The organism is Paenibacillus tarimensis (genome assembly GCF_021532315.1).
In the GTDB taxonomy this organism is placed as follows: domain Bacteria; phylum Bacillota; class Bacilli; order Paenibacillales; family Paenibacillaceae; genus Paenibacillus_I; species Paenibacillus_I tarimensis.
The window spans coordinates 217,496-243,231 of record NZ_JAKGAO010000013.1 but is presented as its reverse complement, the minus strand read 5'-3'; the positions used below and the strand labels follow the sequence as shown (position 1 = coordinate 243,231).

Sequence of the window (25,736 nt, the reverse complement as noted above, 5' to 3'; positions counted from 1 at the left end):
GCCTGGGAGGCTTGACCGCCTCCCGGGATTTCTTAACAAGTCATATGTATATTGTGCATTGTATATTGTATACAAAATACAAGTTATGTTTTTTAATCTTAATGGAACAGGTGGGCTGATTCATGAAATCAACAACGTTTATGGAGCTTTCGAATACATACAGTGCGCACAACTACCATCCGCTGCCGATTGTCATCTCCAAGGCGGAGGGCATTTGGGTCGAAGACCCGGAGGGCAACCGCTACATGGATATGCTCAGTGCTTATTCAGCACTCAACCAGGGGCATCGGCATCCGAAGATTATTCAAGCATTGAAGGATCAGGCGGATATGGTCACGCTGACATCCAGGGCTTTTCACAGCAGCACGGCGGGACTCTTTTATCATAAATTGTCGAAATATACTGGCAAGTCAAAAATCTTAGCCATGAATACAGGTGCCGAGGCGGTGGAAACAGCGGTCAAGGCAGTCCGCAGATGGGCTTACCGGGTGAAGGGCGTGCCTGAAAATCAGGCAGAAATTATTGTCTGTGACGGCAATTTCCATGGCCGGACGATTACGGTCACCTCGTTCTCCTCGTCACCGGAGTACAAGAAGGACTTTGGCCCATTCACACCGGGCTTCAAAATCATTCCTTACGGCGACCTGGAGGCGCTGGAGCAGGCGATTACACCGCACACAGCGGCCTTCCTCGTCGAGCCGATTCAAGGGGAATCCGGCATTATTATTCCGCCCAAGGGCTTCCTGAAGGCAGCTGAGGCCCTCTGCCGCAAGCATCATGTGCTGCTCGTCGCTGACGAGATTCAGACCGGGTTTGGCCGGACGGGACGGCGTTTTGCAAGCGACTGGGATGATGTGACACCGGATGTGTATGTGATGGGCAAAGCTCTTGGCGGCGGCGTCATGCCGATCTCGGCGATCGCCGCGAATGATGAGATTCTGGATGTATTCGAGCCCGGATCTCACGGCTCTACCTTCGGGGGCAATCCGCTTGCCTGCGCTGTGGCGATCGCAGCTCTAGAGGTGCTGGAGGAGGAAGGGCTTGCGGAACGTTCAGACCGGCTGGGTACGTATTTTGCGGAGAAGCTATCGGCGATCAGAAGTCCGCTGGTGAAGGAAGTTCGTGCGCGCGGCCTGTTCATTGGGGTGGAATTGAGCACGGCGGCAAGGCCGTACTGTGAGCAGCTGATGGCAGAGGGTCTCCTGTGCAAGGAAACGCATGAGACCACGATCCGTTTTGCTCCGCCGCTCATTATTGAGGAAGCTGACATCGATTGGGCGTTGAAGCGCATTGAGGCCGTGCTAACGAGTGTTTAGAGTGAATAGCCGAATCGGGGACAGTGGAGAGGAACCGAACGAATGGAGGCAAGGACGATGAGTATGATGGAACCGGAAACGAAGACGGTTGTAGGAAAGAAGACGAAGAGGCTGCAGCTGATCCATGTGCCGTTCGGGCTGGGTGCGGGACGTGCAGGAACAGAGCTTGGGCCCGGGGATATCCTGCATGCCGGGCTTGTGCGGCAAATCCGCAGTCTGGGACATGAATTAGCGGATGATGTGTGGGTCAGCTGTGCGGATAAGCCTGCGGCAGCGCCGGCCCCTGGCGAGAAGCTGAAGCATTTTGCCGAGGTAGTGGAGATGAGCCGCAATGTATGTACAGAAGTATCTGCAGCCGTAGAAGCGGGTGCTTTCCCGCTGGTCTTGGGCGGGGATCACAGCATTGCAATCGGAACATTGGCAGGACTGACCGCTCATTATCCCAGCCTCGGAGTCATCTGGATTGATGCCCATACAGACATGAACACGGAGGCCACAACCCATTCAGGCAACATGCACGGTATGTCGCTGGCGATTGCACTCGGGAAACTGCGCAGCGTCTCCTTTGCTGATATTCTGGGGGCCGGACCATCTATTAAGAAGGAGAACATCGTCATTGTTGCCGCACGGGATATCGATCCAGGGGAACGTGAGCTGATCCGCAAGGAAGGTATCGCCTGCTTCACCATGCATGACATCGACCGGCTGGGCATTCATGCTGTCATGGAAAAGGCGCTGGCGATTGCGGGCAGCGGCACGGACGGTGTTCATCTAAGCTTCGATATCGATTCGGTTGATCCTATTGAGGCTCCGGGCGTAGGCACTCCGGTGAGAGGCGGTCTGAGCTACCGGGAAGCGCATTTTGCCCTGGAGCTGCTGGCTGAATCCGGCCTGGTTACCTCTATGGAAGTTGTGGAAGTCAATTCACTGCTTGATCAGAGCGGCCGGACAGCAAGGCTCGCAGTCGAACTGATTGCTTCCATGCTTGGCAAGCGAATTATATAAATAAGAACCGGCATAAGCTTTAAGTACTGATAGATTTATTTTATAAAGAAGGCAGGGATTAACGATGACAGAGCAGCTATTTCCACCGTTTGCGAATGAACCATTCACGGATTTCAGCAAGGAAGATAATAAGAAAGCGATGAAGTCGGCACTAGCGGCAGTGCGAGCTTCACTCGGCCAGCACTACCCGCTGCGTATTGACGGGAAGGCGGTTGAAACAGCCGGCAGCATTACGTCAATTAATCCCGCGAGGATAGATGAAGTTATTGGCACGGTCGGAAAGGCAAGCCGGGAGCTTGCAGAGGAGGCCATGCAGTCGGCATTAGCCGCCTTCGAGCTGTGGAAGAAAGTGCCGGCAGAGGAGCGGGCGGGCTATCTTGTGAAGGCTGCAGAGCTGATGCGCGGCCGCAAGCATGAGTTCTCGGCCTGGATGGTGCTGGAGGCGGGCAAGAACTGGGGGGAAGCGGATGCAGATACGGCGGAAGCGATCGATTTTCTGGAGTATTACGCCAGAGAGATGATCAAGCTGTCCGAGACAAATGAACGCCAGCCGCTCGTGAAGCTTGCAGGAGAAGACAATAAACTGACCTACATACCGCTGGGCGTTGGTGTTGTGATTCCGCCGTGGAATTTTCCGCTGGCGATCTGTGCCGGCATGACCTCGGCCGCGCTCGTATCCGGCAACACCGTTGTTCTGAAGCCGGCTTCAACGACGCCGGTCATCGCCTATAAGTTCTACGAACTGATGGTGGAAGCCGGCGTCCCGGCTAATGTGATCCAGTATCTGCCGGGCAGCGGAAGTGAGATTGGCGACTACCTGACAGGGCATCCGAAGACGAGATTCATCAGCTTCACGGGCTCGAAGGAGGTTGGTTTGCATATCAACAAGCTTGCTGCCGAGCAGGCGGAGGGCCAAATCTGGATGAAGCGGGTCATAGCAGAGATGGGCGGCAAGGACGGGATTGTTGTCGATGAGACCGCTGATCTTGAGGCAGCAGCAGATGCCATCGTCGCTTCGGCATTCGGATTTCAGGGGCAGAAGTGCTCCGCCGGCTCCCGCGCGGTAATCGTGGAGTCTGTATATGACAAGGTGGTCTCGATGGTCGAGGAGCGGACGAAGAAGCTGGTCATGGGCTTACCGGAGGATAATGCGCCTGTAGGACCTGTAATTGACGAGACGTCCTACAACCGCATATTAGGTTATATCGAGAAGGGGCGTAAGGAAGGACGGCTGCTCGCCGGCGGCGGCAAAGGCCTTGATGGAGGTTATTTTATTGAGCCGACGGTGTTCGCCGATGCAGCTCCAGATGCGGTTATCATGCAGGAGGAGATCTTCGGCCCGGTGCTTGCGCTTGCCAAGGCAGCGGATTGGCAGGAAGCGATCGCCATTTATAATAATACGGAGTTTGGTCTAACGGGCGCCTTCTTCTCCGGGAATGAGCAGCGGATTCAGACGGCGCTTGAAACGATGCATTGCGGGAATCTCTACATCAACCGCAAATGCACCGGAGCACTCGTAGGCGTGCATCCGTTCGGCGGTTTTAATATGTCGGGTACGGATTCCAAGGCGGGCGGCCATGACTACCTGCTGCTGTTTACCCAAGCCAAGCTGACCTCGCGAAGAATCGGGTAGGCAGCTGGTGAGGGAAGGTTTGTGCCCACACGAAGCAAGCCTTCCTCGAATAAAGAATTCATACATTAACCGGCGGAGACCTCCGCCGGTTAATTGCGTTTTCCTTTGGCGAATGGAGGTCGGGGGAAGGGGGTAAAGTAGGGTAAGGCAAAACATGACAATGGAACAGCCGAATGGAGGAGGAGAAGGATGAAGGATCTGGTACAGCACATCAGTGCGGATGCAGTCCGGATCAGCGGTCCGGATGATCTGAATGAGCTTGTGGAACAGGCAGGCGATGCTTCGGTCGTGCTGCTCGGGGAGGCTTCACACGGCACTTCCGAGTTCTATACGATGAGGGCAGAGCTTACCAAGAGGCTGATTGAGCGTAAGGGCTTCCGGATAGTCGCAGTGGAAGGCGACTGGCCTGCCTGTTATGAGGTCAACCGCTATATTAAGGGATACGGGCAGGCGGCAGAGAGTGCTGAACAGGCGCTGCGCGCCTTTACCCGCTGGCCGACCTGGATGTGGGCAAACCGGGAGATTGCTGAACTTACCCGGTGGCTGCATTCCTTTAATGAGAGCCGGGCCGGCATGGATAAGGCCGGGTTTTACGGTCTTGATGTCTACAGTCTGTGGGAGTCGCTGGATGAAATCCTGGGCTATCTGAAACGGACCGGCTCACCGGACCTGGAACAGGCACGGCGTGCTTTCGACTGTTTTGAGCCGTATCGCCGGGATGAACAGACCTATGGGGTCTCGGCATCATTCTTTCGTGAGGACAGCTGCGAGCAGGAGGTAGTGGACCTGCTTAACCGAATGCGGGCAGAGCGCCATCAGCAGGAGGAGCAGGGTGACGAGCAGGCTCTAAGTGCGGAAATTAACGCGCTTGTGGCTGTGAATGCGGAGCAGTATTACAAGGCTATGGTAAAGGGCGGCCCGGAATCGTGGAATATACGCGACCAGCATATGACAGAGACGCTGGATATTCTGCTCCGTCAATATGGCGGCGGGGCCAAGGCGATTGTGTGGGAGCATAACACGCATATCGGGGATGCCCGGGCTACGGATATGGCGGCGGAGGGAATGGTTAATGTCGGCCAGCTCGCACGCGAGGCATACGGAATGGATGACGTGTTTGCGATCGGCTTCGGCACCTATGAAGGCACGGTTATCGCTGGCAAGCAGTGGGGAAGCCCGATGGAGCGTGTTACGGTTCCTGCAGCGTTGAAGGGCAGCTGGGAGGAAGCCATGCATAACGCTGGCGCTTTTGACAAGTGGCTGATGCTGCGCGGACGGGATGATGTGTATGGGACGGTTATCCCGCATCGTGCGATCGGCGTTGTTTATGATCCTCGCTATGAGCGTTACGGCAATTACGTACCGTCCGTCATGTCGGAGCGCTACGATGCCTTCATCCATGTGGAACGCTCCAAGGCGCTCGAGCCTCTTGCCGGCATACCGGTTGAGGCGTACTGAAGTATCGAGAAAACTGAATAGGGCAGCACACAAAAAGACAACCTGGCATCCTAAGCGTGCCGGGTTGTCTGCGCTGTACCTATTTATAAGAACAGTTTGCGTAATATGAAGTAACCGACGGTACAAGGACAGCCGCAACAAGCTACTTAAAAGCATAAGCAAGCCCTTGTAGCACCTGGCTTACAACGTCATTGTTCTGGTCGGTATGCTGCAGGAACAAGCCTCCTTCAATTGTGGCAATAATCATGGCTGCGGCTTCTTTGACCGGCAGCTGGGGATCCAACTCGTTATTGTTCACTCCTTCTTGCAACAGGTTCTCGACTAAAGTCATCTGGGAATGAAAAAACTCTCCGATCTTCTCACGGATCATAACCGCTTCTTGCGCAGCCTGTGTGTATAAAGTCACAAACGGGCTTCCTCCAAGTCCGGTTACAGACTGATCCACCAAGCCCTTGACCAGCTTGATTAGCCGTTCAGTTGCGGGCAGATCACTTCTGCCTGCCGTATCGGCCATGGCTTGATTGTACTTGGCAATCAGATCGTCCACGATAGCAGCGAGCAAATCCTCCTTACCTTTAAAATGATAGTAGATATTCGTCTTGGACACTTTACTGGCGGCGACAATATCATCCATGCTCGTTAAGTGATAGCCCCGCTCCAGAAACAGGGAGGCGGCTATGCGGAGCACGGTTTCCCGGTTAGTGGTTTTTTTGTTTTTGATCATGAAAGTACTTTACAGGACACGGCTTGTTTTGTCAAAAGATCCCTGTAAAACTTTAGGATTATTATCTTGTTTTGCTGGGGAGCCCCAAGGCGGTTTATGCTCCGGCATAAACATAAGGGAAGCCAGATATATTCAAGTAGACAATATCAAACAATTTTCGCATTACAGGCTGCGGATAGATCGGTTTTTTGGGCAAAGAAGACGGCAATTTGAATAGTGAAGACAGCAGGCAATCCGTATGATTGGAAAAAGAAAGCACTTACATGGCTGGACACCGCTGTTCCATTACCTTGAGTAAAGGAGGGGTGCTGCAGTCAAAACAGCCGGGAGTAAGGATAAAGGCAGGGTTGGCCTAATACCCGGACGACGGGCGCTAGGACACCGTGTGCCGTGCATTGAGCTCCGGGTCGCTTCACCAATCACAGATCAGGGAAGTGAGGGATTATGGTTTTGAATCGTACCTGTAAAAAGGGATGGACGCTGCTGCTTGCAATTGTCATGCTGGTCTCTACTGTTGCACCAGGACTCGGAAGGGGGATGCTAACCGCTCACGCGGAGCAGAACGTATGGAAATTTGACTTTGGCACGAAGACAAGTCCGGTGCTTGAAGGCTACATCGGCGTTCATGAGGAGCAGCTGTTTTCAGAGGATGCGGGTTATGGGCTGTCAGCGGCAGTCGCCTCAAGGCACAGGGGCGGAACAGATACGGACGATATGGCCGCTGACTTCGTTCTTGGAAGCGCATTCTCCTTTATCGTTAATATTCCGGACGGGAATTATCATGTAACCGTCTATTCCGGCGACCTGCTGCCGGGAACGTCGACGACGAATACCCGTACAACGATTGGCGGAGAGCTGATGGGGACGATCAGTACCCGGCAGGCGGTATCGCAAGCGACCTACCCGGCGACTGTCACGGGCGGAAAGCTGGAGCTGGCGTTCAGCGGGAACGGGGTTGGCGCTTATGTGAACGGGGTGGTGATCGAGAGGGCGCAGGCTGAACCTCCGGCAGCTCCCGCCACTCCAACAGGGCTCACGGTCCTGGGATCGAGTGTTGCAGGGGTAGGCCTGAAGTGGATAGAATCTCCTGCTGCTTCAGGATACAGCGTGTACCGTTCGGTTTACGAAGGGGATAGCTATCAGAAGCTCGGGAGCACGGATACTCCAAGCTATACGGATACGGGGGTCGAAGCGGGCATGAGCTATATGTACCGGGTGACGGCAATCGGCCTGGATGGCCAGGAATCAGAACCAAGCCTGCCGGTTACCGCAGAAGTCAGCGGGGAACTGAATCCGCCGCAACCGCTCCCGGAAGCGCTGCCGTACCAGTTTGACTTTGGGCCTGGTGAGCAGGCGGAGGGTTATCTGAAGGTGGAATCCTCGGCTGCTTATGCCGCGGAGTGGAAGTATGGCTTTGCCGATCCACAGAAGGTAGGGGCGGGAAGCCTCGATACAGGCGATGCGCTGAAATCGGATTTCAGTGTGCCGGCGGGTACGGCCTTTCTGCTGGATCTGCCTAATGGTGACTACAGCGTGACGGTAATCGCTGGCGATTCTGCGGAAGCGTCCGAGATAGCAGTCAAAGCGGAGTTAATCGAGAAAATCCAGCTCACGTCTGTAGCGGCAGGTGAGCATATGGAGCGTACCTTCGAGATTGCTCTGACAGATGGTCAGCTGAATCTGGAATTCAGCGGCTCGGCACCGAAGCTGAATGGACTGATCGTGAATAAGCTCCCGGAGCGGGAGGCTGGCAGTCTGCCGGAGGTCTATATCGCTGGCGACTCCACCGTTCAGACCTATGATGAATATTGGAAGCCGGAGGCAGGCTGGGGCCAGATGATCGGCCGGTTCTTCGACGATTCCATCGTCTTCCACAACCATGCCATCGGAGGACGCAGTACGAAGTCGTTCCTTGAGCAGGGAAGACTGGACGCTATTTTCCGTGTCATCAAGCCAAATGACTATTTCCTCATCCAGTTTGGTCATAACGATGCGACGATCAGCAGGCCGGAGCGTTATGCATCCGTGCCGGATTACAAGAATTATCTCAAAACCTACGTGAACGGTGCGCGTCAGCGGGGAGCCATTCCTATTCTGGTGACACCCGTAGGACGCAGAGACTTCAATCCGGAGACCGGCAAGTTCAATGTCAGCTTTCCGGAATACGTAAAGGGCATGAAGGAGGTTGCGGCGGAGCTGGAGGTGCCGCTCGTCGATCTCAGCGCTCTGAGTGTGGCTTATTATGATTCCATTGGTCCTGCAGCTACGCTGTCGGTGTTCCTCCATGTGGAGCCGGGCATCTATCCGGCATTTATGAATGGTGTGCAGGACAACACCCACTTCCAGGAGTACGGAGCCATTCAGCTTGCGCGGCTGGTTTCCGGGGCGATCAAGGAGATTAACCTCCCGCTGTCCGATTATGTGACGGGGATCGAGCCGCCGGATGCTCTGCCCGAGAAGCCGCAGGGCCTTAAGGCCGGCAGCATCAGCAATGCTACGGCGACCCTGAGCTGGAACGCTTCCGAAGGAGCAGATATTTACCGGGTCTACAGGAAGCTGAAGGATGGCACGGATTATACGCTGATCGGAACGGCAGCCGTCCCGCAAATCACGATTGGGGGCATGGAGGATGGCAAGGAATATCAGGTGCGTGTGTCAGCCGTCAATGGGCTGGGTGAGTCGGAGCTTTCAGACGTACTGACCATTCGCATGAAGAAGGCGCAGTTCAAGTATGATTTCGGTCTGACAACCAGCCCGGTTGCAGAAGGCTATGCGGCTGTCACGCCACAGACGCAGTATACAGAGGAGCGCGGCTATGGCCTTCTGACCACGGAGGGAATGGCTGGCCGGGACCGCGGGGCTGGCGACGACCTGCAGCGGGATTTCATTATGCGCGGCGGCGGTTTCGAGTTCCAGGTGGATCTCCCTAACGGAATTTATTCCGTTAAAGTTCTGATCGGGGATATGCTGGCAGGCGCGTCCGCGCGTACCAGCGTCACGATAGAAGGCAAGAATCTGGGTACTTACTCATCCGGCAAGGCCAGCACAACTGAGCAGGTCTTCAACAATATTGAAGTGAAGGACGGCAGGATGAACTTCTTGTTTGCCGACCAAAGCTCTATTGTCAACGCCGTTGAGATTACACCGGTTATTCAGGCGCCGGGTGATCTTAAGGCAGACTCCAAATCGCTGGACCCGGATAGTCCTTCTGTGACTCTGTCTTGGACGGCGGTTGAAGGCGCAGCCGGTTATGGGGTTTACCGTAAGGACGTAGAAGCTTCGGCTCCGGTACTGCTGGCGAAGGTTGCAGAGGCTGCCTATACGGATCATGAAGCGGTCATCGGCTCCGAATACGAGTATACAGTAACAACGCTGGAGTCGATGGAAGGCTCCGGGCTGGAATCAGTTCCGTCCGATCCGGTCCTGGTCTCCATGACCGATCCCGATGCGGCCAAGCCGCCGGCACCAGTGAACCTGTCGGTGGTGTCCATTGCGAAGAATGAAATTACAATCGCATGGCGTGAGGTGCCGGAAGCATTGTCTTATCAGGTCTTCCGTGCCGATAAGAACGGCAGCTATGTGCTGATCGGCAAGACAGCAGAGCTGACATTTAAGGATACCGGTGTGCTGACCACGATTCCTTATTCTTATAAGGTAGCGGCCGTTAACGCGGGAGGCGTATCCCCGCTGTCAGAAGCTCTGGTGACAGAAGTGGGGACTGTTCTCAGCAGGCAGATGGAGTATTTAACAAGGGCGCTTGTTGCCGTGAAGACGGATGAGGGCGTCTACGTCGGCTGGCGGATGCTGGGCACGGACCCTGAGAATATTGCCTTCAATCTGTACAGCAATGGCAAGAAGCTTACCAGCAAGCCGCTGACAGACAGCACGAACTATCTCGACCGCAAAGGCAGGACGGATGCTGTGTACGAGGTAAGAGCCGTTGTAGACGGTAAGGAAGAGCCAGTGGGGGAGACGGCACAGGTCTGGGGAGGAAGCAGCCTGGACATTCCGCTGAATAAGCCGGAAGACGGCGTAACGCCGCTTGGTGATCCCTATACCTACCGGGCTAACGATGCCAGTGTAGGTGATCTGGACGGTGACGGGGAGTATGAGTTTATCGTAAAGTGGGACCCGAGCAATTCCCAGGACAACTCGAAAGCGGGTTATACCGGAAATGTGTACATGGACGCCTATAAGCTCGATGGTACGCAGCTGTGGCGGATTGACCTCGGCCGCAACATTAGGGCAGGAGCGCACTATACCCAGTTCATGGTCTATGACCTGGATGGTGACGGCAGGGCAGAGGTGGCCATGAAAACTGCGGATGGAACCGTAGATGGGGAAGGCAATGCGCTGGGAGACCCGTCTAAGGACTTCCGCAACTCCTCCGGTTATGTGCTGAGCGGGCCGGAGTATCTGACAATCTTTGACGGCCTTACAGGCAAGGCGCTGGCTACTACCGATTATGAGCCGCCGCGCGGAACAGTTGATTCGTGGGGAGACGGCTATGGCAACCGGGTCGACCGCCTGATGGCTGCTGTTGCTTACCTGGACGGTGAGCGTCCTAGTCTTGTTATAACCAGGGGCATCTACACCAGATCGGTTCTGGCAGCTTATAACTGGCGGGACGGGGAACTGACGAAGCTATGGACCTTCGATACGAAGAATGACGGCTATGGCTCCTTTGCGGGGCAGGGCTACCACAGCCTGAGTGTTGCGGATGTGGATCGCGACGGCAAGGATGAGATTGTCTACGGCAACATGGTGGTGGACGACGACGGAACAGGCGTTTACTCCACCGGACTTGGGCATGGCGATGCGCTGCATGTCAGCGACCTTAATCCGGCAAGACCTGGACTTGAGGTATTCTCCACACAGGAAAACAAGGGATCGCCATACGGCTATTCGATGCGCGACGTAGCGACCGGCGAGGTTCTCTGGGGCGTGCATACCGGTGAAGATACCGGCCGGGGCGCAGCTGCAGATATTGATCCCCGGCATATTGGCGCAGAGGCTTGGGCGGTTTCCGGTGCCTGGAACAGCCGCACAGGCGGACTGTATTCTGCACAGGGAGAGCGGATTTCCGACTCCATTCCATCTGCTAACTTTGCGATCTGGTGGGATGGCGATCTTCTGAGAGAGCTGTTGGATCATAACTTCGATGCAGAGGCAGGCGTTGGCGTCGGTACGATTGATAAATGGGACTACGAGCAGAGCAAGCTTGTTAACCTGCTCACAGCATCAGGGACGTTCTCGAACAATCACACGAAGGGCACACCGGCCCTTCAGGCCGACCTGTTCGGCGACTGGCGTGAAGAGGCGGTGTGGCGGACTGAGGACAGCAGTGCGCTTCGCATTTACACCACCACTGACGAGACCGACCACCGGATTTTTACACTGATGCATGATTCCCAGTATCGTCTGTCCATTGCGTGGCAGAATGTTGGTTACAATCAGCCGCCGCACACCAGCTTCTTCCTCGGCCATGGCATGGAGAAACCTGCTATGCCGTCTATCTACACGGCGGGAGCGGGAGCGCCGGTTAATGGTATAGCCGTAGAGCCGGGAAAAGCGCATATCAAGGTGGGTGAACAGCTTCAACTGAAGGCAGTGATCTCTCCGGCAGGTGCGTCTAACATACACGTATCCTGGATATCTGCAGATCGCAGCATTGCAGAAGTCAGCGAGGATGGGGTAGTGACAGGCGTGAAGAAGGGACAGACCACAATTACTGCGGTAACAAGAGACGGCGGCTTAACGGCGGAAGCACGCATTATCGTCCAGCCAAATAACAAAAGCTCTCAGCCTTCCCTGAACGGGCCGGAGCGCAGCGCTACTGGCCAGCCGTTTGATTTGATTTACGGACTTCATGAAGGGAAGGAAGAGGCAGCTGCTCAGGATATTACGATAAACTATGATGCCGAACGGCTCCGGTTCGTCTCCGTAATGCCTGTCGATGACAGCCAATTCGTCGTAGCCGATTATGATGCTGAGCAGCCGGGGGTTGTTCGTATCTTGGGGGCTTATATCGGCGAAGAGCCGGTAAATGCGGCAGACGGGCTGCTGAAGCTTGCTTTCCAGGTGAAGCCGGAAGCAAGCAGCGGCGCTGCCGGCATTTCGGTTGCCAAGCTTATTGCGGCCAGCGGGACGGGCAAGGAAAGAGAACTCGAGGGAACCACGCATATCCTTCAAGTTAATCACCCTGGCAGGTCTGATCTGGCAGAGCTGATTAAGCAAGCCCAGAAGCTGTATGATGAGGCGGTAGAAGGAAAACAATCAGGCCAATACCCTGCAGGGGCCAGGGCCGCTCTGCTGGCTGCTGTTGATGCCGCGGCTGCAGCTGCTGCCAAGGAAGATGCGTCGCAGCAGGAAATCGAGAAAGCTCTTAAGGCGCTCAGTGAGGCCATGGAAGTCTTCCGTGCGTCTGTCCTTGTAACGACACCGGGAGACCACAGTGAAGGGAAGCTGTCAGTCGGCGATCTGGCTGTAATGGCAAAGAGCTATGGCCTTACCTCAGCTGAGCCAGGCTGGAATGCTGTTAAGAAGAATGACCTGAACAATGATGGCAGAATTGAAATCGTGGATCTGATCATGATGGGCCGCATGATTTTGAACAAATAAGCATGTTGATGAGTAACGGGAGGGGGACGGCTTTATGCCGTCCCCTTCTTTTAGATAAGGAGGCAGTGTGGGAAAAGCGGAAACATGTCAGGTAAGTGGTATCCAGACAGGCGGCGGAAGACGGGATAGTAGCGGAATTCCGGTGAGAAATAGTCATTTGCTACCCCTTGTTTTTTTGATTTTTTCGCTTATTTGTGGTATGGTTGATACAGCTAAAGATGGAATCCACTCACATCCGGCGGGGGTTTAAAGGGTGCTTGCTTTTTCAAACCTTGCGCATGGTGTGATTTTTTTTATTTCTGTCTTGGCCTGTACACTCATATATATAGGAGTGTATGGAAGGTGGACGAGGGATCAGAACACCAAGTCCCACGGCCCAGGCTGGTATAAGAGAGGCGAAGCGTTTGAATGCCGCCTGTGGTATTCCATTCGAATCTAGCCGAGGAGGTTGCATAGCTGTGTATTATTCCCGTAAGAAAGTGGAAGAGGTTCCCGAGGAATTGACCGATATCTGGTCGTGTACCAATGACGGCTGCAACGGATGGATGAGAGACAATTTTGCTTTTGCGGTTGAACCGACTTGTCAGCTCTGTCAATCGCCCATGACCAAGGAGGCCAGGATGCTTCCCCAGCTCGTTAACACGAATCAGGACCAGCGCGCTGTGCGGAATGCAGTTAAATAAAAGCTTGCCGGCCGGCAGCAGTTCTTACCAGGAACTGCTGCCGGCCGTTTGCTTTTCTAAGCCCGGGATATTCGAGCGGCCTATACGCTGCTGATCCTGGCGAGCTCCGCTCTTGTCAGTCGGATAATATCGGCTATGCTTTGTTCCAGAGTAAGGAGGGTCTGTTTGCGGGTGTTGACTTGTCCGCTTAGCGCAAGTGCCTTGCTCAAGGACTTGTGCGCGTTAACGCCATCGCGCTTGCGGAGCGCCTGCTTCGCTGAACTCCACTCCGCAGCAAGCGATTTGGACAAGCTGCTGATTGTGCTTCTCTCCGCCTTCCTCTTAACCTTCACCGTATCAATTCCCGCAAGCATGCCGCGCAGGCGCTTCTTGCGCTCCGCCGCTTCTGCACGGGCGGCCTTAAGCTTAGCCTCCCTGTTCTTAATATCCTGCTTGGCAAGCTGGACGGCGGGCTTGATCTGGCTTGCCTGCGAGCGCAGTGCGGCTGCAAGCTCCTTTTGTCCGAAGGATTTGGCAGCTGCGGCTTGTTTGGACAGAGATTGAGAGAGAGCCAGCAGGGGCTTGTACTGCTGCTTGGTTTGTTCAAGCTCCTTCTTAAGGAAATCAATCCGAGCAGCTCCCACCTGCTGAATCTGCTTGCGTACTTCAAGCAGCGCTCCCTCACTGCTGTACTGCAGCGATTTGACGGTTTGGTCCACGCTTCGCTCTGCCTTAATTGAAGCGCCTAGCTGCTCATAGGTCTTGGACAGACTTGCGGCGAGCTCGGGGCCGGATGTTTCCATGGTCTTGTTAAGACTGGCCCGTACGGAAGCTGTCAATTCAATGGGCGCAGCGCCGGCCGGAAGCGGGATTACGAGCAGAATGAGCATGGCGCACAGGAGCTGCGCAAGCCGTTTGTACAGTGTTAGTAATGGCATGATAACCTTACACCTCCTTGAGTTGTGAGATGGAGCAAGCGGCGGGCAGACGCACAAAAAAAGCACCCGTAAGAGACGCCTATTGGCGATTCTTACGGGTGCTTCCGTCGTAAGCCGTGCTTATTCATCTGCTGCAACTATATCAGGCATACCCATAGTAAGTCAAGGAATTCCAGTTGACTAAAGCTTATGGCTGTCCAGTCGTCTGAGGCTCCTCAGCCTGATAGCCGTTAAGCTCAACCGTTACCTTTTCCATCACAGGCGGGTCTGCCGGACGGTTATTAGCTCCTGCCGGCAGGTTGACGATGGCATCCACCGTCTCCATCCCTTCGGTTACAGCTCCAAAAGCAGCATACTCGCCGTCCAGATGGGAGGCATCCGCGACCATAATGAAGAACTGGGATCCGGCGGAATCGTAAGATGAGCCCAATCGTGCCATGGAAATTATCCCGCGAGTGTGCTGCAAATTGTTCTGATACCCGTTCTTAATAAATTCACCTTTGATGCTGTAGCCGGGCCCCCCTCTTCCATTCCCGTCAGGATCTCCGCCCTGAATCATGAATCCTGGTATGACGCGGTGAAAGACCGTCCCATTGTAGAAGCCTTTACTCGCAAGGGAGATGAAATTGTCCACTGAATTCTTGGCGACCTCAGGGTACAGCTGGACCTTAATCATACCGCCGTCCTTCATCTGGATTGTGACGACTGGATGGGGAGCGGTCTCGTCGATCTGCCCGGCACTAGCTGGAACTCCTGCATTGTTTTGACCATCGGTTCCGTCACTGGTCTCCGGCCTTGGCCCGCAGCCTGCGGCAGCCGTCAACAGCAACACGAGGGCGGCAATGAGCAGAGGCTGAATCCATCTGTGTGTTTGAGTGTTCATGTCGTATAAGCCCACCTTAATTGAAGTGTTAGACTAACTTATTATACGGCCTGGCCGGGTAATGGTACAAATTAGCCGGGCCCCGTCCATTCGAACAGGCAGCTGAGCCTCTGAGGCATATAGTAAGTGATATAAGCTGCAAGAAGACGGGAGTGATTCAGTATGATACTCATGCATCCGGAGGCTCAGTATGTTCAGCGGCTTATGGGTCAGGTGGTCGGCGTAACGCTGAGGAACGGTCAGTATTATATTGGCCGTATAGTTGGTGTGAAGGATGGGGAGCTTGTATTGGCTGGCATACGCGGGGAAGGCCGTGTGACGGGAAAGGGAGGCAAGCGAGATCAAGCCCAGATATCCGGTTTCCTCGGCACTCTGCTCGGCGGGGCGCTAGGTGCCCCTTCAGCAGCGGGTGCTGCTGGCGGGGCTTTGCCAGGTATGTTTGGCCTAGTCGGCCGGGCCTGGCCGACTATTAAGATCGGCCTGGGTATGCTGCGTTACATTTGGCCGCTGGTTGGCAGATTTATTTTCAAATAAGAAAGGATTTAATAGGGCAGGCAGGCCGCCAGTGTGCAGACATTGGCGGTTTTTGCAGGGGAATTGCGGACAAGTACATAGTAATATCATTGGAATGCATTAATTACTGCGTGAAAAACAGACGGATTTGTCGATATGAAGGAAATTGTAAAGAAATTATTAAGATTTTGTTGCGCTTCCTCATCCGACTTATTATTATGGAAATTGTGACTTGGTGACAATAGCATTCGAGCGATGTCGAAAGTTCTATTGGTTACATGGGATGAAACGGGTCAGAAACGGAAACGATAGGCTTCAAAGCTAGGGTTTCTATATTTTAGGGAGGCAGCGGAATGGATTGGCAGGATCTGATATTTAAGTTTGTCGGAGGACTCGGTATTTTCCTGTTCGGTATCAAGTATATGTCCGAAGGCTTGCAAAAGACCGCAGGGGACAAGATGAGAAATCTGCTGGCGACCTATACGTCTAATCCACTGCTCGGCGTGCTGGTGGGTATTGTCGTAACCATCTTGATTCAGACTTCCACCGGAACGACGGTTATGGCGATTGGACTTGTTAACGCAGGCCTGATGACCCTGAGGCAGGCAATAGGCGTCATTATGGGGGCCAATATCGGTACCACCATGACGGCTTTTATTGTGGGGATCAAGATTGAGAATTACGCGCTGCCGATTATCGCGGTGGGTGCATTCTTCCTGTTCTTTATCAGCAAGAAGAGATATCAGTACATAGGACAGATTGTATTCGGTTTCGGCACGCTGTTCCTGGGTCTATCCATCATGGGCGGTGGGCTTAAACCGCTTAGCAAGCTTGATGTATTCAGCAACTTTATGGTCGATCTGTCGCACAATCCCGTATTGGGGGTCATTGTCGGCACCGTATTTACGATGATTGTACAGAGCTCGAGTGCCACAATCGGTATTCTTCAAACAATCGCGGACGAAGGCATGATTAACCTGAAGGCAGCACTGCCGGTTCTATTCGGCGATAACATCGGTACGACCATTACAGCTGTTCTGGCTTCAATAGGCGCAACAGTTGCGGCAAAGAGGGCGGCTTTGGTCCACGTTATATTTAACGTATGCGGAACTATTATCTTTACGCTTGCTCTGCCGCTGGTTTATAACCTGGTGGTCTGGCTGGGCGAGGATGTGAATATCCGTATGCAGATCGCCTACGCACATGGCCTGTTTAATGTCACCAACACGATAATCTTCCTGCCGCTGATTCCGGTGCTGGCGTGGATCGTGACCCGGCTTATTCCGGGCAGCATGCAGGAGCTGGAATTCAAGCCGAAGTTTCTTGATCCGCGCTTGCTGGCCACACCATCGGTCGCACTGGGACAAGCCCAGCATGAGATTATTCGTATGGGCGGATATGCACGGGAAACCTTGAACGACGCATCTTCCTTCTTCTTCGGACGTGATCCGAAGGTGGCAAGCCTGGCGATGCAGAAGGAACAGCTAATCAACGAACTGGACCGCAAGATCACGGAATACATGGTCAAGATTCAGCAGAACGGGCTTCCGGAGGGTGAATCCGAGAAAGCTTCTGTGCTGATGCAGACGATTAATGATATTGAGCGGATTGGAGATCATGCCGAGAATATCGTAGAGCTGTCGGAATTCAGTGTGACGAATAAGGTTGACTTCTCCGAGGATGCGATGCAAAATCTGCGGGACATGCTTGAGCTGGCCGATAAGACGGTCGAGCGGGCCTTGTACGCGCTTGAGCATGGAGACAGGGAAGCAGCTGAGCAGGTGCTTGCTTATGAAGCGGAGCTGGACAGGATGGAAGTGATGTACCGCAAGGGCCACATTCAGCGTCTGAACCAGAATCTGTGCACCGGTAACTCAGGTGCTGTCTTCCTGGACATCCTGAGCAATCTGGAGCGTGTGGGCGACCACAGCAAGAACATTGCACAGTATATTTTGTACGGAGAATAAGGGTGGAAGCAGCGCGTTTGCCGGAACCGGCAGGCGCGTTACTTTTTTTTCCACTTTTTGTGTAAGATTTCCGTAAAGAAGGTTGATATTGGAATTTTCCTGTGCTATTATGGGGCTATCCGAACGTGAACTCCGTTACAATTCATGTGTTGTAAAAGGTGATCAGCTTGGATTGGTACCTTTTACAATATGTGAATTTTTTTATGCATGTTTAAAAAAGGACCATATTAATAACCTATTTGGAGGAATATCCATGCAAACAGGAACAGTGAAATGGTTTAACGCGGACAAGGGCTTCGGCTTCATCGAGGTTGAAGGCGGCAATGACGTATTCGTGCATTACAGCGCGATCACAGGCGAAGGCTTCAAGACGCTGGACGAAGGCCAACGCGTAGAATTCAACGTTGTTCAAGGCAACCGCGGACCACAAGCTGAGAACGTTGTAAAGCTGTAAGATCCTGCATCTCAAACCACGGGCTCTTTCCGCAATCGCGGAGGGGCTCTTTTATATGCTTGTATAGTGGCAAATAATGGGGGCATGGCAATAGGGCTATGCTCCTTTTTGTGCTGCGCGCGATATAGGTTCCGGTGGTCTATACGAATGGTAGAGACAAATTGATATAATGGAAGTATCCAATGCGGTGGTGACGAAGGGGTACAGCTTGGCACACCAGCGGATGTTATCTTACCGGACTGCCGGTACCTAGAACAGCATGAATTACACCAAGAAACGGGAGGAATCGGCTTGAAGAACGAAACATCCAATAGGGGTGAACGGCTTTTCAAATTTATGAAAGCGCTATTCGTTGTGCCTCTTGTACTGTCGCTGATTATAGCGGGTCTATCGGTTGAAGTTATGGCCGGCAGGGATAAGAAAGCGCCGACGGCGCCGGCTTCCCTGCAGCTGACAGGCGTCACGGATACGACGGTCTCGCTATCCTGGAGGCCTTCGACTGACAATGTTGGAGTGATAGGTTACTGGGTTTATCAAGGTACAGCGCTAATTGCTACTACCAAGAACACCGCCTTCACGGCAGCGGGACTGCTGCCTTCCAAAGCCTATTCGTTTTCCGTGAAAGCCGTCGATGCGGCAGGCAATGTATCTGGTGCAAGCAACCGGGTGAGTGTCACTACGTTGAGCGGAGCAGTATCGGAACCCCAACCATATTCGGCAACAGAGCCGGCACCGGCCCCAGCGCCGGTAACTGAGCCGGTTCAACAGCACCGCCAGGCCGTAATCGGCTACTACACGGGCTGGTCGACTTATTCGGGCAGACAGATTGCCGATCTTGACGGGTCTAAGCTGACACATATCAATTATGCATTCGCGAACATTGGAGCTGACTACAAGATAACACTTGGGGACTCCTATGCCGATGTGGAGAAGCGGTTTACCGGTGATCAGACCGGACAGCCGTTTTACGGGAATTTTAATCAGCTGCTGAAGCTCAAGCAGCGCTACCCGCATCTGAAAACATTTATATCCGTTGGAGGCTGGTCCTGGTCGGGAAGGTTCTCGGATGCTGCGCTTACGGATGCATCCCGCACGGTTTTTGCCAACAGCGCGGTTGAATTTATCGTAAAGTACGGCTTCGATGGCGTCGATATTGATTGGGAATATCCGGTAGTAGGCGGGGCGCCAGGCGGTGTGAACAGGCCTGAAGATAAGCAGAATTTCACGCTGCTGATGCAGAAGCTCAGAGAGAAGCTGGATGAGCAGGGAGCGAGGGACGGCAAGCGGTATCTGCTGAGCTTTGCGGGAGGAGCAGGAGCTTACTACGCGAACAACGTGGAGCTGGCGAAGCTGCAGAGCTATGCGGATTTTGTCAATATTATGAGCTACGATATCCACGGCCCGTGGGATACCCGGACAGGATTGAATGCTCCGCTGTATAAGGACCCGGCAAGCGTATTCGCCGGTGCGACAAGCGTGCATGATACGGTCCAGCTTTATATCAGGTCAGGTGTTCCTGCGGCCAAGGTTGTAATGGGTGTTGCCTTCTACGGATACAAGTATGATAATGCCGCAAATGTAAACGGAGGCCTGTACCAGACGTATTCCGGATCTGCTGCGGTAACCTACTCGGAAATTACGGCCAACTACCTGAACAAAGGATATGTCCGCTATTTCCATAAAGATTCACTTGTCCCTTACCTGTTCAACGGCTCTAGCTTTATCACCTATGATGACCCGGAGTCAATGAGGATCAAAGGGGAATATGTAAGAAATCAGAGCCTCGGAGGGGCAATGATCTGGGCGCTCAGCCAGGATTCGGTCAGCGGGGAGCTGCTGCAGGCACTTCATACAGGTATTCAGCCATAATCTATATCTCATCGTATAACCAGGGGCCAGCCGTCTTGACGGCTGGCTTCTTACTTATGTCGGCTTTGGCTTCATGTCGACTTGTTTGGCTGTGAGCATGGATTTCAAAGAGGGGTTCACGGGAGTAGCCCTAATGTGGGAAGTGTGGCTTCAGTATGATTAGTGAGAAAAATAACAGGGGCTGTAGCGCTTTTTCTTTCGCCATAAAATATCAGCATCCGACAGAAAATATTCATATCTCTGGGTCGTTCGAAGCAAAGCACAGGCTTTATATTGAATTGATAATGATAATCATTTACAATCTTCTCAACTTTGAAATATTAGTATTTCAAGCAGCGTATAACCGGAAGGAGAGAATTTATAGATGCCAGATAATGCGTATTATCTGGGAAGCCAGATGCGCAGAGAATCGAATGCGCGTTCATATCCGCGCCGTATTCCGATCGCCATTCGGGAAGCGCGAGGTATCTATGTTACAGATGCAGACGGAAGGACATATCTGGACTGCTTGTCAGGAGCGGGGACGCTGGCACTCGGACATAATCATCCTGTTGTGGTAGAGGCGCTGAGGGAGACGCTGGATTCGTCACTTCCGCTTCACACGCTGGATCTCACTACACCTGTCAAGGAACAGTTTGTGGATGAGCTGTTCAGCCAGCTGCCGGCTGAATTCGCGAAGAGGGCCAAAATTCAGTTCTGCGGACCGGCAGGAGCCGACGCTGTGGAAGCGGCGGTTAAGCTGGTGAAGACAGCGACAGGCAGACGAACGATGGCTGCTTTTCACGGAGCATACCACGGCATGACCAGCGGTGCGCTCGGTCTGACCGGTTCCCTGCATGCTAAGCAGCATGTGGCAGGTCTGATGCCGGATGTGCATTTCCTGCCATATCCATATGCGTATCGCTGTCCGTTTGGTCTTGGCGGGGAGCAGGGGCATGAAGTAGGATCCAGATATTTGGAGCGGGTCTTCGCGGATCCATCCAGCGGCATACTGCCGCCAGCCGGTATTATTGTGGAGGCCGTTCAGGGGGAAGGCGGGGTCATCCCGGCACCGGAGCCTTGGCTGCGTGAGCTTCGAAGGATTACGGCGAAGCAGCAGATTCCGCTTATCCTGGATGAGATTCAGTCGGGAATCGGACGAACGGGTGCCTTCCTGGCATTCGAACATGCCGGTATTACGCCAGATGTGATTGTGCTGTCCAAGGCGATAGGCGGGAGCCTGCCGCTGGCCGTGGTGGTCTATGATGAATCGCTGGACAAATGGGAGCCCGGCGCGCATGCCGGAACGTTCCGCGGCAATCAGCTGGCAATGGCCGCCGGGCTGGCGGTAATCCGGTATATCCGTGAAAACAGGCTTGCGGCGCACGCCGAACAGCTTGGCGCAAGGCTTCGTGTACAACTGGAAGCCATCCAGTCGGAAACTGGCTGCATCGGCGAAGTGAGAGGCAAGGGGCTGATGCTGGGAGCGGAAATTGTGGACCGACGGCTGCCGCAAGACTGCATTGGCAGCTATCCGCAGCACCCGGAGCTGGCTAGAAGAGTGCAGCGTTACTGTCTAGAGAAGGGACTTATTCTCGAGCTTGGCGGCCGCTATGACTCGGTTGTCAGGTTCCTGCCGCCGCTTACGGTGACGGACGAGCAAGTAGATGAAATTGCTGCTATTTTTCATGAAGCTGTGCTTGCGGCTGAGCGGGAAGTGCTGGAGCCTGCAGAGGCAATGGGATGAAGGGTGACGACGATATGAGTTCAGACGTCAAGCAGCAACCGTTATTTTTGCATACAAGCGAGTCTTCTCAAGCGGCATACCGGGCAATGATGGCAGGTGCTGCCGATGTGCTGGTCAGGCATTACGCCGGGCTGGAGCAGCCGTACAGCGGGCTGGGGCCGGAAGTACTGACGACACTGATTGACAATATAGAGGTCTGCCCCGAGGAAGAAGGCATGCCGATACCGGAGCTGCTGGAGCTGGTCGGTTCGGCGCTGCTGCGGCATTCGGCGGTAGTGACCGACCCGCTCTGCATTGCGCACCTGCACTGCCCGCCGCTTATGCCGGCGCTTGCCGCAGAGGCGCTGATCGCCGCTTCCAATCAGTCGATGGATTCCTGGGACCAGAGCATGGCGGCTACCCTGCTGGAGGAGAAGCTGATCCGCTGGCTGAATGGACTGTTTGGTTACGGCCAGCATGCGGACGGCGTCTTTACGAGCGGCGGAACACAGTCGAATTTCATGGGCGTCATGTTAGCCCGTGACCACTATGCGCTTGAGCGCTGGGGATGGAATGTACAGCAGCAGGGGCTGCCGCCGGAAGCGGGCAAGCTGAGGCTGCTGTGCTCGGAGGAAGCGCATTTCTCGGTCAAGCAGGCAGCTTCTCTGCTGGGCCTCGGCCATCAGGCGGTTGTGCCGGTCAAGACCGATGCCGATAAACGCATGTGCCCGGAGCGTCTTGACGAGACAATAGGCAGACTGCTGCGGGACGGCCTGCATCCCTTTGCCATTGTGGCGACGGCGGGGACGACGGATTACGCGGCCGTTGATCCGCTGGCAGCGATCTCGAAGGCCGCTGTGCGGCATGGCCTATGGCTGCATGTCGATGCCGCCTATGGCGGTGCGCTTGCCCTCAGCAGCCGATATAGCGGACTGCTGGATGGTATCGGGCACGCAGATTCGATAACGGTCGATTTTCACAAGCTCTTCTTCCAGCCGATCAGCTGCGGAGCCTTCCTGCTCCGTGACAAGCGGCGCTTTCGCTTGCTGCGGCTGACGGCGGATTATCTGAATCCCGAGGATGAGGAGGAGGCGGGGCTGCCCAACCTGGTCGTAAAGTCGGTTCAGACGACCAGGCGCTTCGATGCCCTTAAGCTGTACATGTCACTTAAGCATCTGGGCCGTCGGCAGTTCGGTGAGCTGATTGACAGTACGATCCGGACGGCGAAGTCAGCCGCAGAGATGATTAGCAGGGAATCCTGCTTCACCTTGATGGCGGAACCGGTAATTAACACAGTGGTGTTCGCCTACCGGCCGCAGCTGGCTGAAGGCCCTGAAAGGCGCAGTTTTGGGCAGGCCACGGTATCAGGAGCTGGGCGTACCGCCGCAGACCAGCTCAATCTACTGATCCGGGAACGGCTGTTAGCCGAAGGTGCTGGCGTCATAGCGAGGACGAAGTCGGACGGCCGGATATGTCTGAAGCTGACGATCCTCAATCCTCTGACAGGGCCGCAGCATATCTCGGCTTTACTGGAGAGAATCCGGACAATTGGATGGGAGCTTGAAACAGGAATTCCTAGCGGAAAGGAGACAGTGGCAAGATGATGGATGCGGTACAGGTCGCGGGACAAGCGGCGATGCAAGGATTGCTGAACTGTTATATAAGGGAGACGGGAGCAGGCGAGTGGCTGAAGTCCGGTAGAGACGGGGCTTCAGAGGAGCTGCAGCTGCTGCTTCCGGGGCAGCAGATCGAAGTGCGGGCGGCAGCCGGTTACCGGTCGCCAACAGGCAGACATCTGTTCCACAGCTTCCGCTATCGTGCAGGCGGCAGCCAGTCGGGAACGGCAGACGATGCGTGGGTGGAAGCGGATTATATGACACTGGCGGCTCTACTTTATAAAGAGCTGGCCCCGGGGGGATCAGCGGCAGCGGTTCACCGCGAGGAGCTGATGCTGCGCACGATCCAGAGCTGCCAGAACGTGGCGGCTTTTATAGAAGCGCGAGGCGGGGACAGGGAAGAGCTTTATGGAGAAGCGTTTGATTTCATCCAGGCGGAGCAGTCCCTGTTGTTTGGGCACCTGATTCACCCGACGCCGAAGAGCCGCCAGGGAATTGAAGGACCAGCCCGCATGGAATATTCGCCCGAGATGAAAGGGAGCTTCCAGCTGCATCTATTCAGGGCTCATGCCTCGATCGTGAAGGAGGATTCAGCGCTGCCGCAGACAGCGACAGAACTGGTGAAGGAGCATTACCGCAGAGATCCCGAGGCGGACCCGGCCTTCGTCGCCGCCTACTGCGGCCATGACGACTGGTCGCTGCTGCCGGTGCATCCGCTGCAGGCCGCATGGCTGCTGAAGCAGCCGCATGTGCAGGCTTGGCTTGCCGAAGGCGTGCTGCAGAACCTGGGACCTGCGGGCAGTGGCTGGCAGGCGACCTCCTCGTTAAGAACCGTCTATCATCCGGATGCGGATTATATGATCAAGGGCTCAATTCCGGTTAAGGTAACGAATTCGCTGCGGGTTAATCTGACGAAGGAGCTGGACCGTGGTGTGGAGGTGTCCAGACTGCTCCGGGCGGGTCTTGGCGAGCTGAAGGAGCGTTTTCCCCGCTTCCGTATTATCGGTGATCCGGCATATCTGACGTTGAAGCGTCCGGGATTTGAGGAATCGGGCTTCGAGCTTGTGCTGCGCGACAATCCATTCCGTGGCAGCAGAGCACAAGGGGTAACACTGATAGCAGGGCTCGGTCAGGACCCGCTTCCGGGCAGCGCCAGCAGGATTGGCGTGCTAATTCGCTCTATAGCGGAGCGCGAAGGCCGGACAACGGCTGAGGTGAGCCTGGACTGGTTCCGCCGCTATATGAATGTGTCGCTGCGTCCTATGCTCTGGCTCTATATGACATGGGGAATTGCGCTTGAAGCGCACCAGCAGAACAGCGTTGTTCAACTGGAGGAAGGGTACCCGGCCCGGTTCTACTACCGGGATAACCAAGGCTACTATTTCTGCCGTTCAACTGCCCATCTTCTGGAGCGTGAGCTTCCGGGCGCCGGGGAGAAGAGCCAGACCGTCTGTGATGACGCGGTGGCCGATGAGCGGCTCCGATATTACTTGTTCTATAATCATCTGTTCGGGCTGATCAACGGCTTCGGTACGGCCGGCCTGATTGATGAGCGGCTGCTGCTTGCCGAGCTGCGAACCGCGCTCGAACGCTTCAAGCCGTTCGACCGCGAGCCTTCAGGCTTGCTGGACAGCCTGCTTCATGAGCCGGTGCTTCCCTGCAAGGCCAATCTGCTGACAAGGCTGCATGATATGGATGAGCTGGCAGGCGCTATGGAGACGCAATCGGTATACGTGCCAATCGATAATCCGCTCGTAAAGGAGGTCAGATTATATGACGGCAGCTGTGTTTCAGCTGAAGCATCCGGGGATCGGGAAGACGATCGCCTTCCGTCCGGTGTCGCTGGAGCTTGATTTTGACCGGCTGTTGAAATGGCAGCATGAGCCGCATGTCATTCCATACTGGAGGCTTAATATTCCGGAGGAGCAATACCGGGAGTACCTGATATCCTCCCTGGCCAACCGCAATCATACCTTGTATATCGGAATGCTCGATGACGTGCCGATGAGCTATTTTGAGTCGTATTGGGCTGCGGGGGACAGGATCGGGCAGTATTACGAAGCAGGTGAGCAGGATCAGGGAGTTCATCTGCTGATTGGACCGCCTGACTATCTGGGAAAAGGCTACGCGCTTCCGCTGCTGCAGGCGATGGTGTGCTTCCAGTTCCGCCATGCTGCTACGGACACCATTGTAGCCGAGCCTGATATCCGCAACAGCAGGATGATTCATATCTTCAAGCGCTGCGGCTTCCGCTTCGATCGCGAGGTGGAGCTGCCCGAGAAGACGGCGGCGCTGATGTTCTGCAGCCGTCAAGATTTTGAGAGGAGCTGGACAGCTGATGATCAACCCGCAACCGGATAAACAGGAGCTTC

Annotated in this window: 17 protein-coding genes; 14 read left to right on the top strand and 3 right to left on the bottom strand. The window is 54.6% G+C overall.

Annotated features, from left to right (window positions below; genetic code table 11):
- The first annotated feature begins 122 nt into the window (after positions 1-122).
- From L1N82_RS15895 to L1N82_RS15880, 4 genes are all read left to right on the top strand, one after another.
- Entirely contained in the window at positions 123-1,316 is a 1,194-nt protein-coding gene (locus L1N82_RS15895) for an ornithine--oxo-acid transaminase (protein ID WP_235288430.1), read from the top strand.
- Between the two features lie 57 nt (positions 1,317-1,373).
- The gene (gene rocF / locus L1N82_RS15890) at positions 1,374-2,321 is read left to right on the top strand and encodes an arginase (protein WP_235288429.1); all 948 of its coding nucleotides are present in this window, start codon (positions 1,374-1,376) and stop codon (positions 2,319-2,321) included.
- A 64-nt stretch (positions 2,322-2,385) separates the two neighbouring features.
- A complete protein-coding gene (gene pruA / locus L1N82_RS15885; protein WP_235288428.1) occupies positions 2,386-3,954 on the top strand; it encodes an L-glutamate gamma-semialdehyde dehydrogenase in 1,569 nt (522 codons plus the stop codon).
- Between the two features lie 189 nt (positions 3,955-4,143).
- Complete coding sequence (locus tag L1N82_RS15880; RefSeq protein ID WP_235288427.1) at positions 4,144-5,412, top strand: erythromycin esterase family protein; 1,269 nt, start codon at positions 4,144-4,146, stop codon at positions 5,410-5,412.
- A 142-nt stretch (positions 5,413-5,554) separates the two neighbouring features.
- Here the strand turns inward: L1N82_RS15880 and L1N82_RS15875 are convergent, their stop codons facing one another.
- Positions 5,555-6,136 (bottom strand): TetR/AcrR family transcriptional regulator, encoded by a 582-nt coding sequence (locus L1N82_RS15875; RefSeq protein WP_235288426.1) that lies wholly within the window; start codon positions 6,134-6,136, stop codon positions 5,555-5,557.
- Between the two features lie 444 nt (positions 6,137-6,580).
- On the opposite strand from L1N82_RS15875, the gene L1N82_RS23495 reads away from it, so the two are divergent.
- Both L1N82_RS23495 and L1N82_RS15855 read left to right on the top strand, forming a co-directional pair.
- Positions 6,581-12,757, top strand: coding sequence for a rhamnogalacturonan lyase family protein (locus L1N82_RS23495; RefSeq protein ID WP_328284490.1), 6,177 nt, complete (start codon positions 6,581-6,583; stop codon positions 12,755-12,757).
- 458 nt (positions 12,758-13,215) lie between these two features.
- Positions 13,216-13,440: a cold-shock protein gene (locus L1N82_RS15855; protein WP_235288425.1), complete on the top strand. Its 225-nt coding sequence runs from the start codon at positions 13,216-13,218 to the stop codon at positions 13,438-13,440.
- Positions 13,441-13,520: 80 nt separating this feature from the next.
- Here the strand turns inward: L1N82_RS15855 and L1N82_RS15850 are convergent, their stop codons facing one another.
- The gene (locus L1N82_RS15850; protein ID WP_235288424.1) at positions 13,521-14,357 is read right to left on the bottom strand and encodes a hypothetical protein; all 837 of its coding nucleotides are present in this window, start codon (positions 14,355-14,357) and stop codon (positions 13,521-13,523) included.
- A 187-nt stretch (positions 14,358-14,544) separates the two neighbouring features.
- Positions 14,545-15,240, bottom strand: coding sequence for a peptidylprolyl isomerase (locus L1N82_RS15845; RefSeq protein WP_235288423.1), 696 nt, complete (start codon positions 15,238-15,240; stop codon positions 14,545-14,547).
- Positions 15,241-15,402: 162 nt separating this feature from the next.
- Here L1N82_RS15845 and L1N82_RS15840 point away from each other — a divergent pair, with 162 nt between their 5' ends.
- The 8 genes from L1N82_RS15840 to L1N82_RS15805 all read left to right on the top strand — a co-directional run bounded on the left by L1N82_RS15840 (position 15,403) and on the right by L1N82_RS15805 (position 25,725).
- The gene (locus L1N82_RS15840; RefSeq protein WP_235288422.1) at positions 15,403-15,774 is read left to right on the top strand and encodes a hypothetical protein; all 372 of its coding nucleotides are present in this window, start codon (positions 15,403-15,405) and stop codon (positions 15,772-15,774) included.
- A 332-nt stretch (positions 15,775-16,106) separates the two neighbouring features.
- Positions 16,107-17,720 carry a Na/Pi cotransporter family protein gene (locus tag L1N82_RS15835; protein ID WP_235288421.1) on the top strand — a complete coding sequence of 538 codons (1,614 nt, stop codon included), beginning with the start codon at positions 16,107-16,109 and terminating at the stop codon, positions 17,718-17,720.
- Positions 17,721-17,973: 253 nt separating this feature from the next.
- Positions 17,974-18,174, top strand: a complete 201-nt coding sequence (locus L1N82_RS15830) for a cold-shock protein (RefSeq protein WP_235288420.1) — start codon at positions 17,974-17,976, stop codon at positions 18,172-18,174.
- 291 nt (positions 18,175-18,465) lie between these two features.
- Positions 18,466-20,043, top strand: coding sequence for a glycoside hydrolase family 18 protein (locus tag L1N82_RS15825; protein ID WP_235288419.1), 1,578 nt, complete (start codon positions 18,466-18,468; stop codon positions 20,041-20,043).
- Between the two features lie 364 nt (positions 20,044-20,407).
- The gene (locus tag L1N82_RS15820; RefSeq protein ID WP_235288418.1) at positions 20,408-21,769 is read left to right on the top strand and encodes an aspartate aminotransferase family protein; all 1,362 of its coding nucleotides are present in this window, start codon (positions 20,408-20,410) and stop codon (positions 21,767-21,769) included.
- Positions 21,770-21,783: 14 nt separating this feature from the next.
- Positions 21,784-23,352: a pyridoxal phosphate-dependent decarboxylase family protein gene (locus L1N82_RS15815; protein WP_235288417.1), complete on the top strand. Its 1,569-nt coding sequence runs from the start codon at positions 21,784-21,786 to the stop codon at positions 23,350-23,352.
- Complete coding sequence (locus tag L1N82_RS15810) at positions 23,349-25,217, top strand: IucA/IucC family protein (protein ID WP_235288416.1); 1,869 nt, start codon at positions 23,349-23,351, stop codon at positions 25,215-25,217. The genes L1N82_RS15815 and L1N82_RS15810 overlap by 4 nt, the downstream gene beginning before the upstream one ends.
- Positions 25,138-25,725, top strand: coding sequence for a GNAT family N-acetyltransferase (locus L1N82_RS15805; RefSeq protein ID WP_235288415.1), 588 nt, complete (start codon positions 25,138-25,140; stop codon positions 25,723-25,725). The genes L1N82_RS15810 and L1N82_RS15805 overlap by 80 nt, the downstream gene beginning before the upstream one ends.
- Positions 25,726-25,736: the final 11 nt, after the last annotated feature.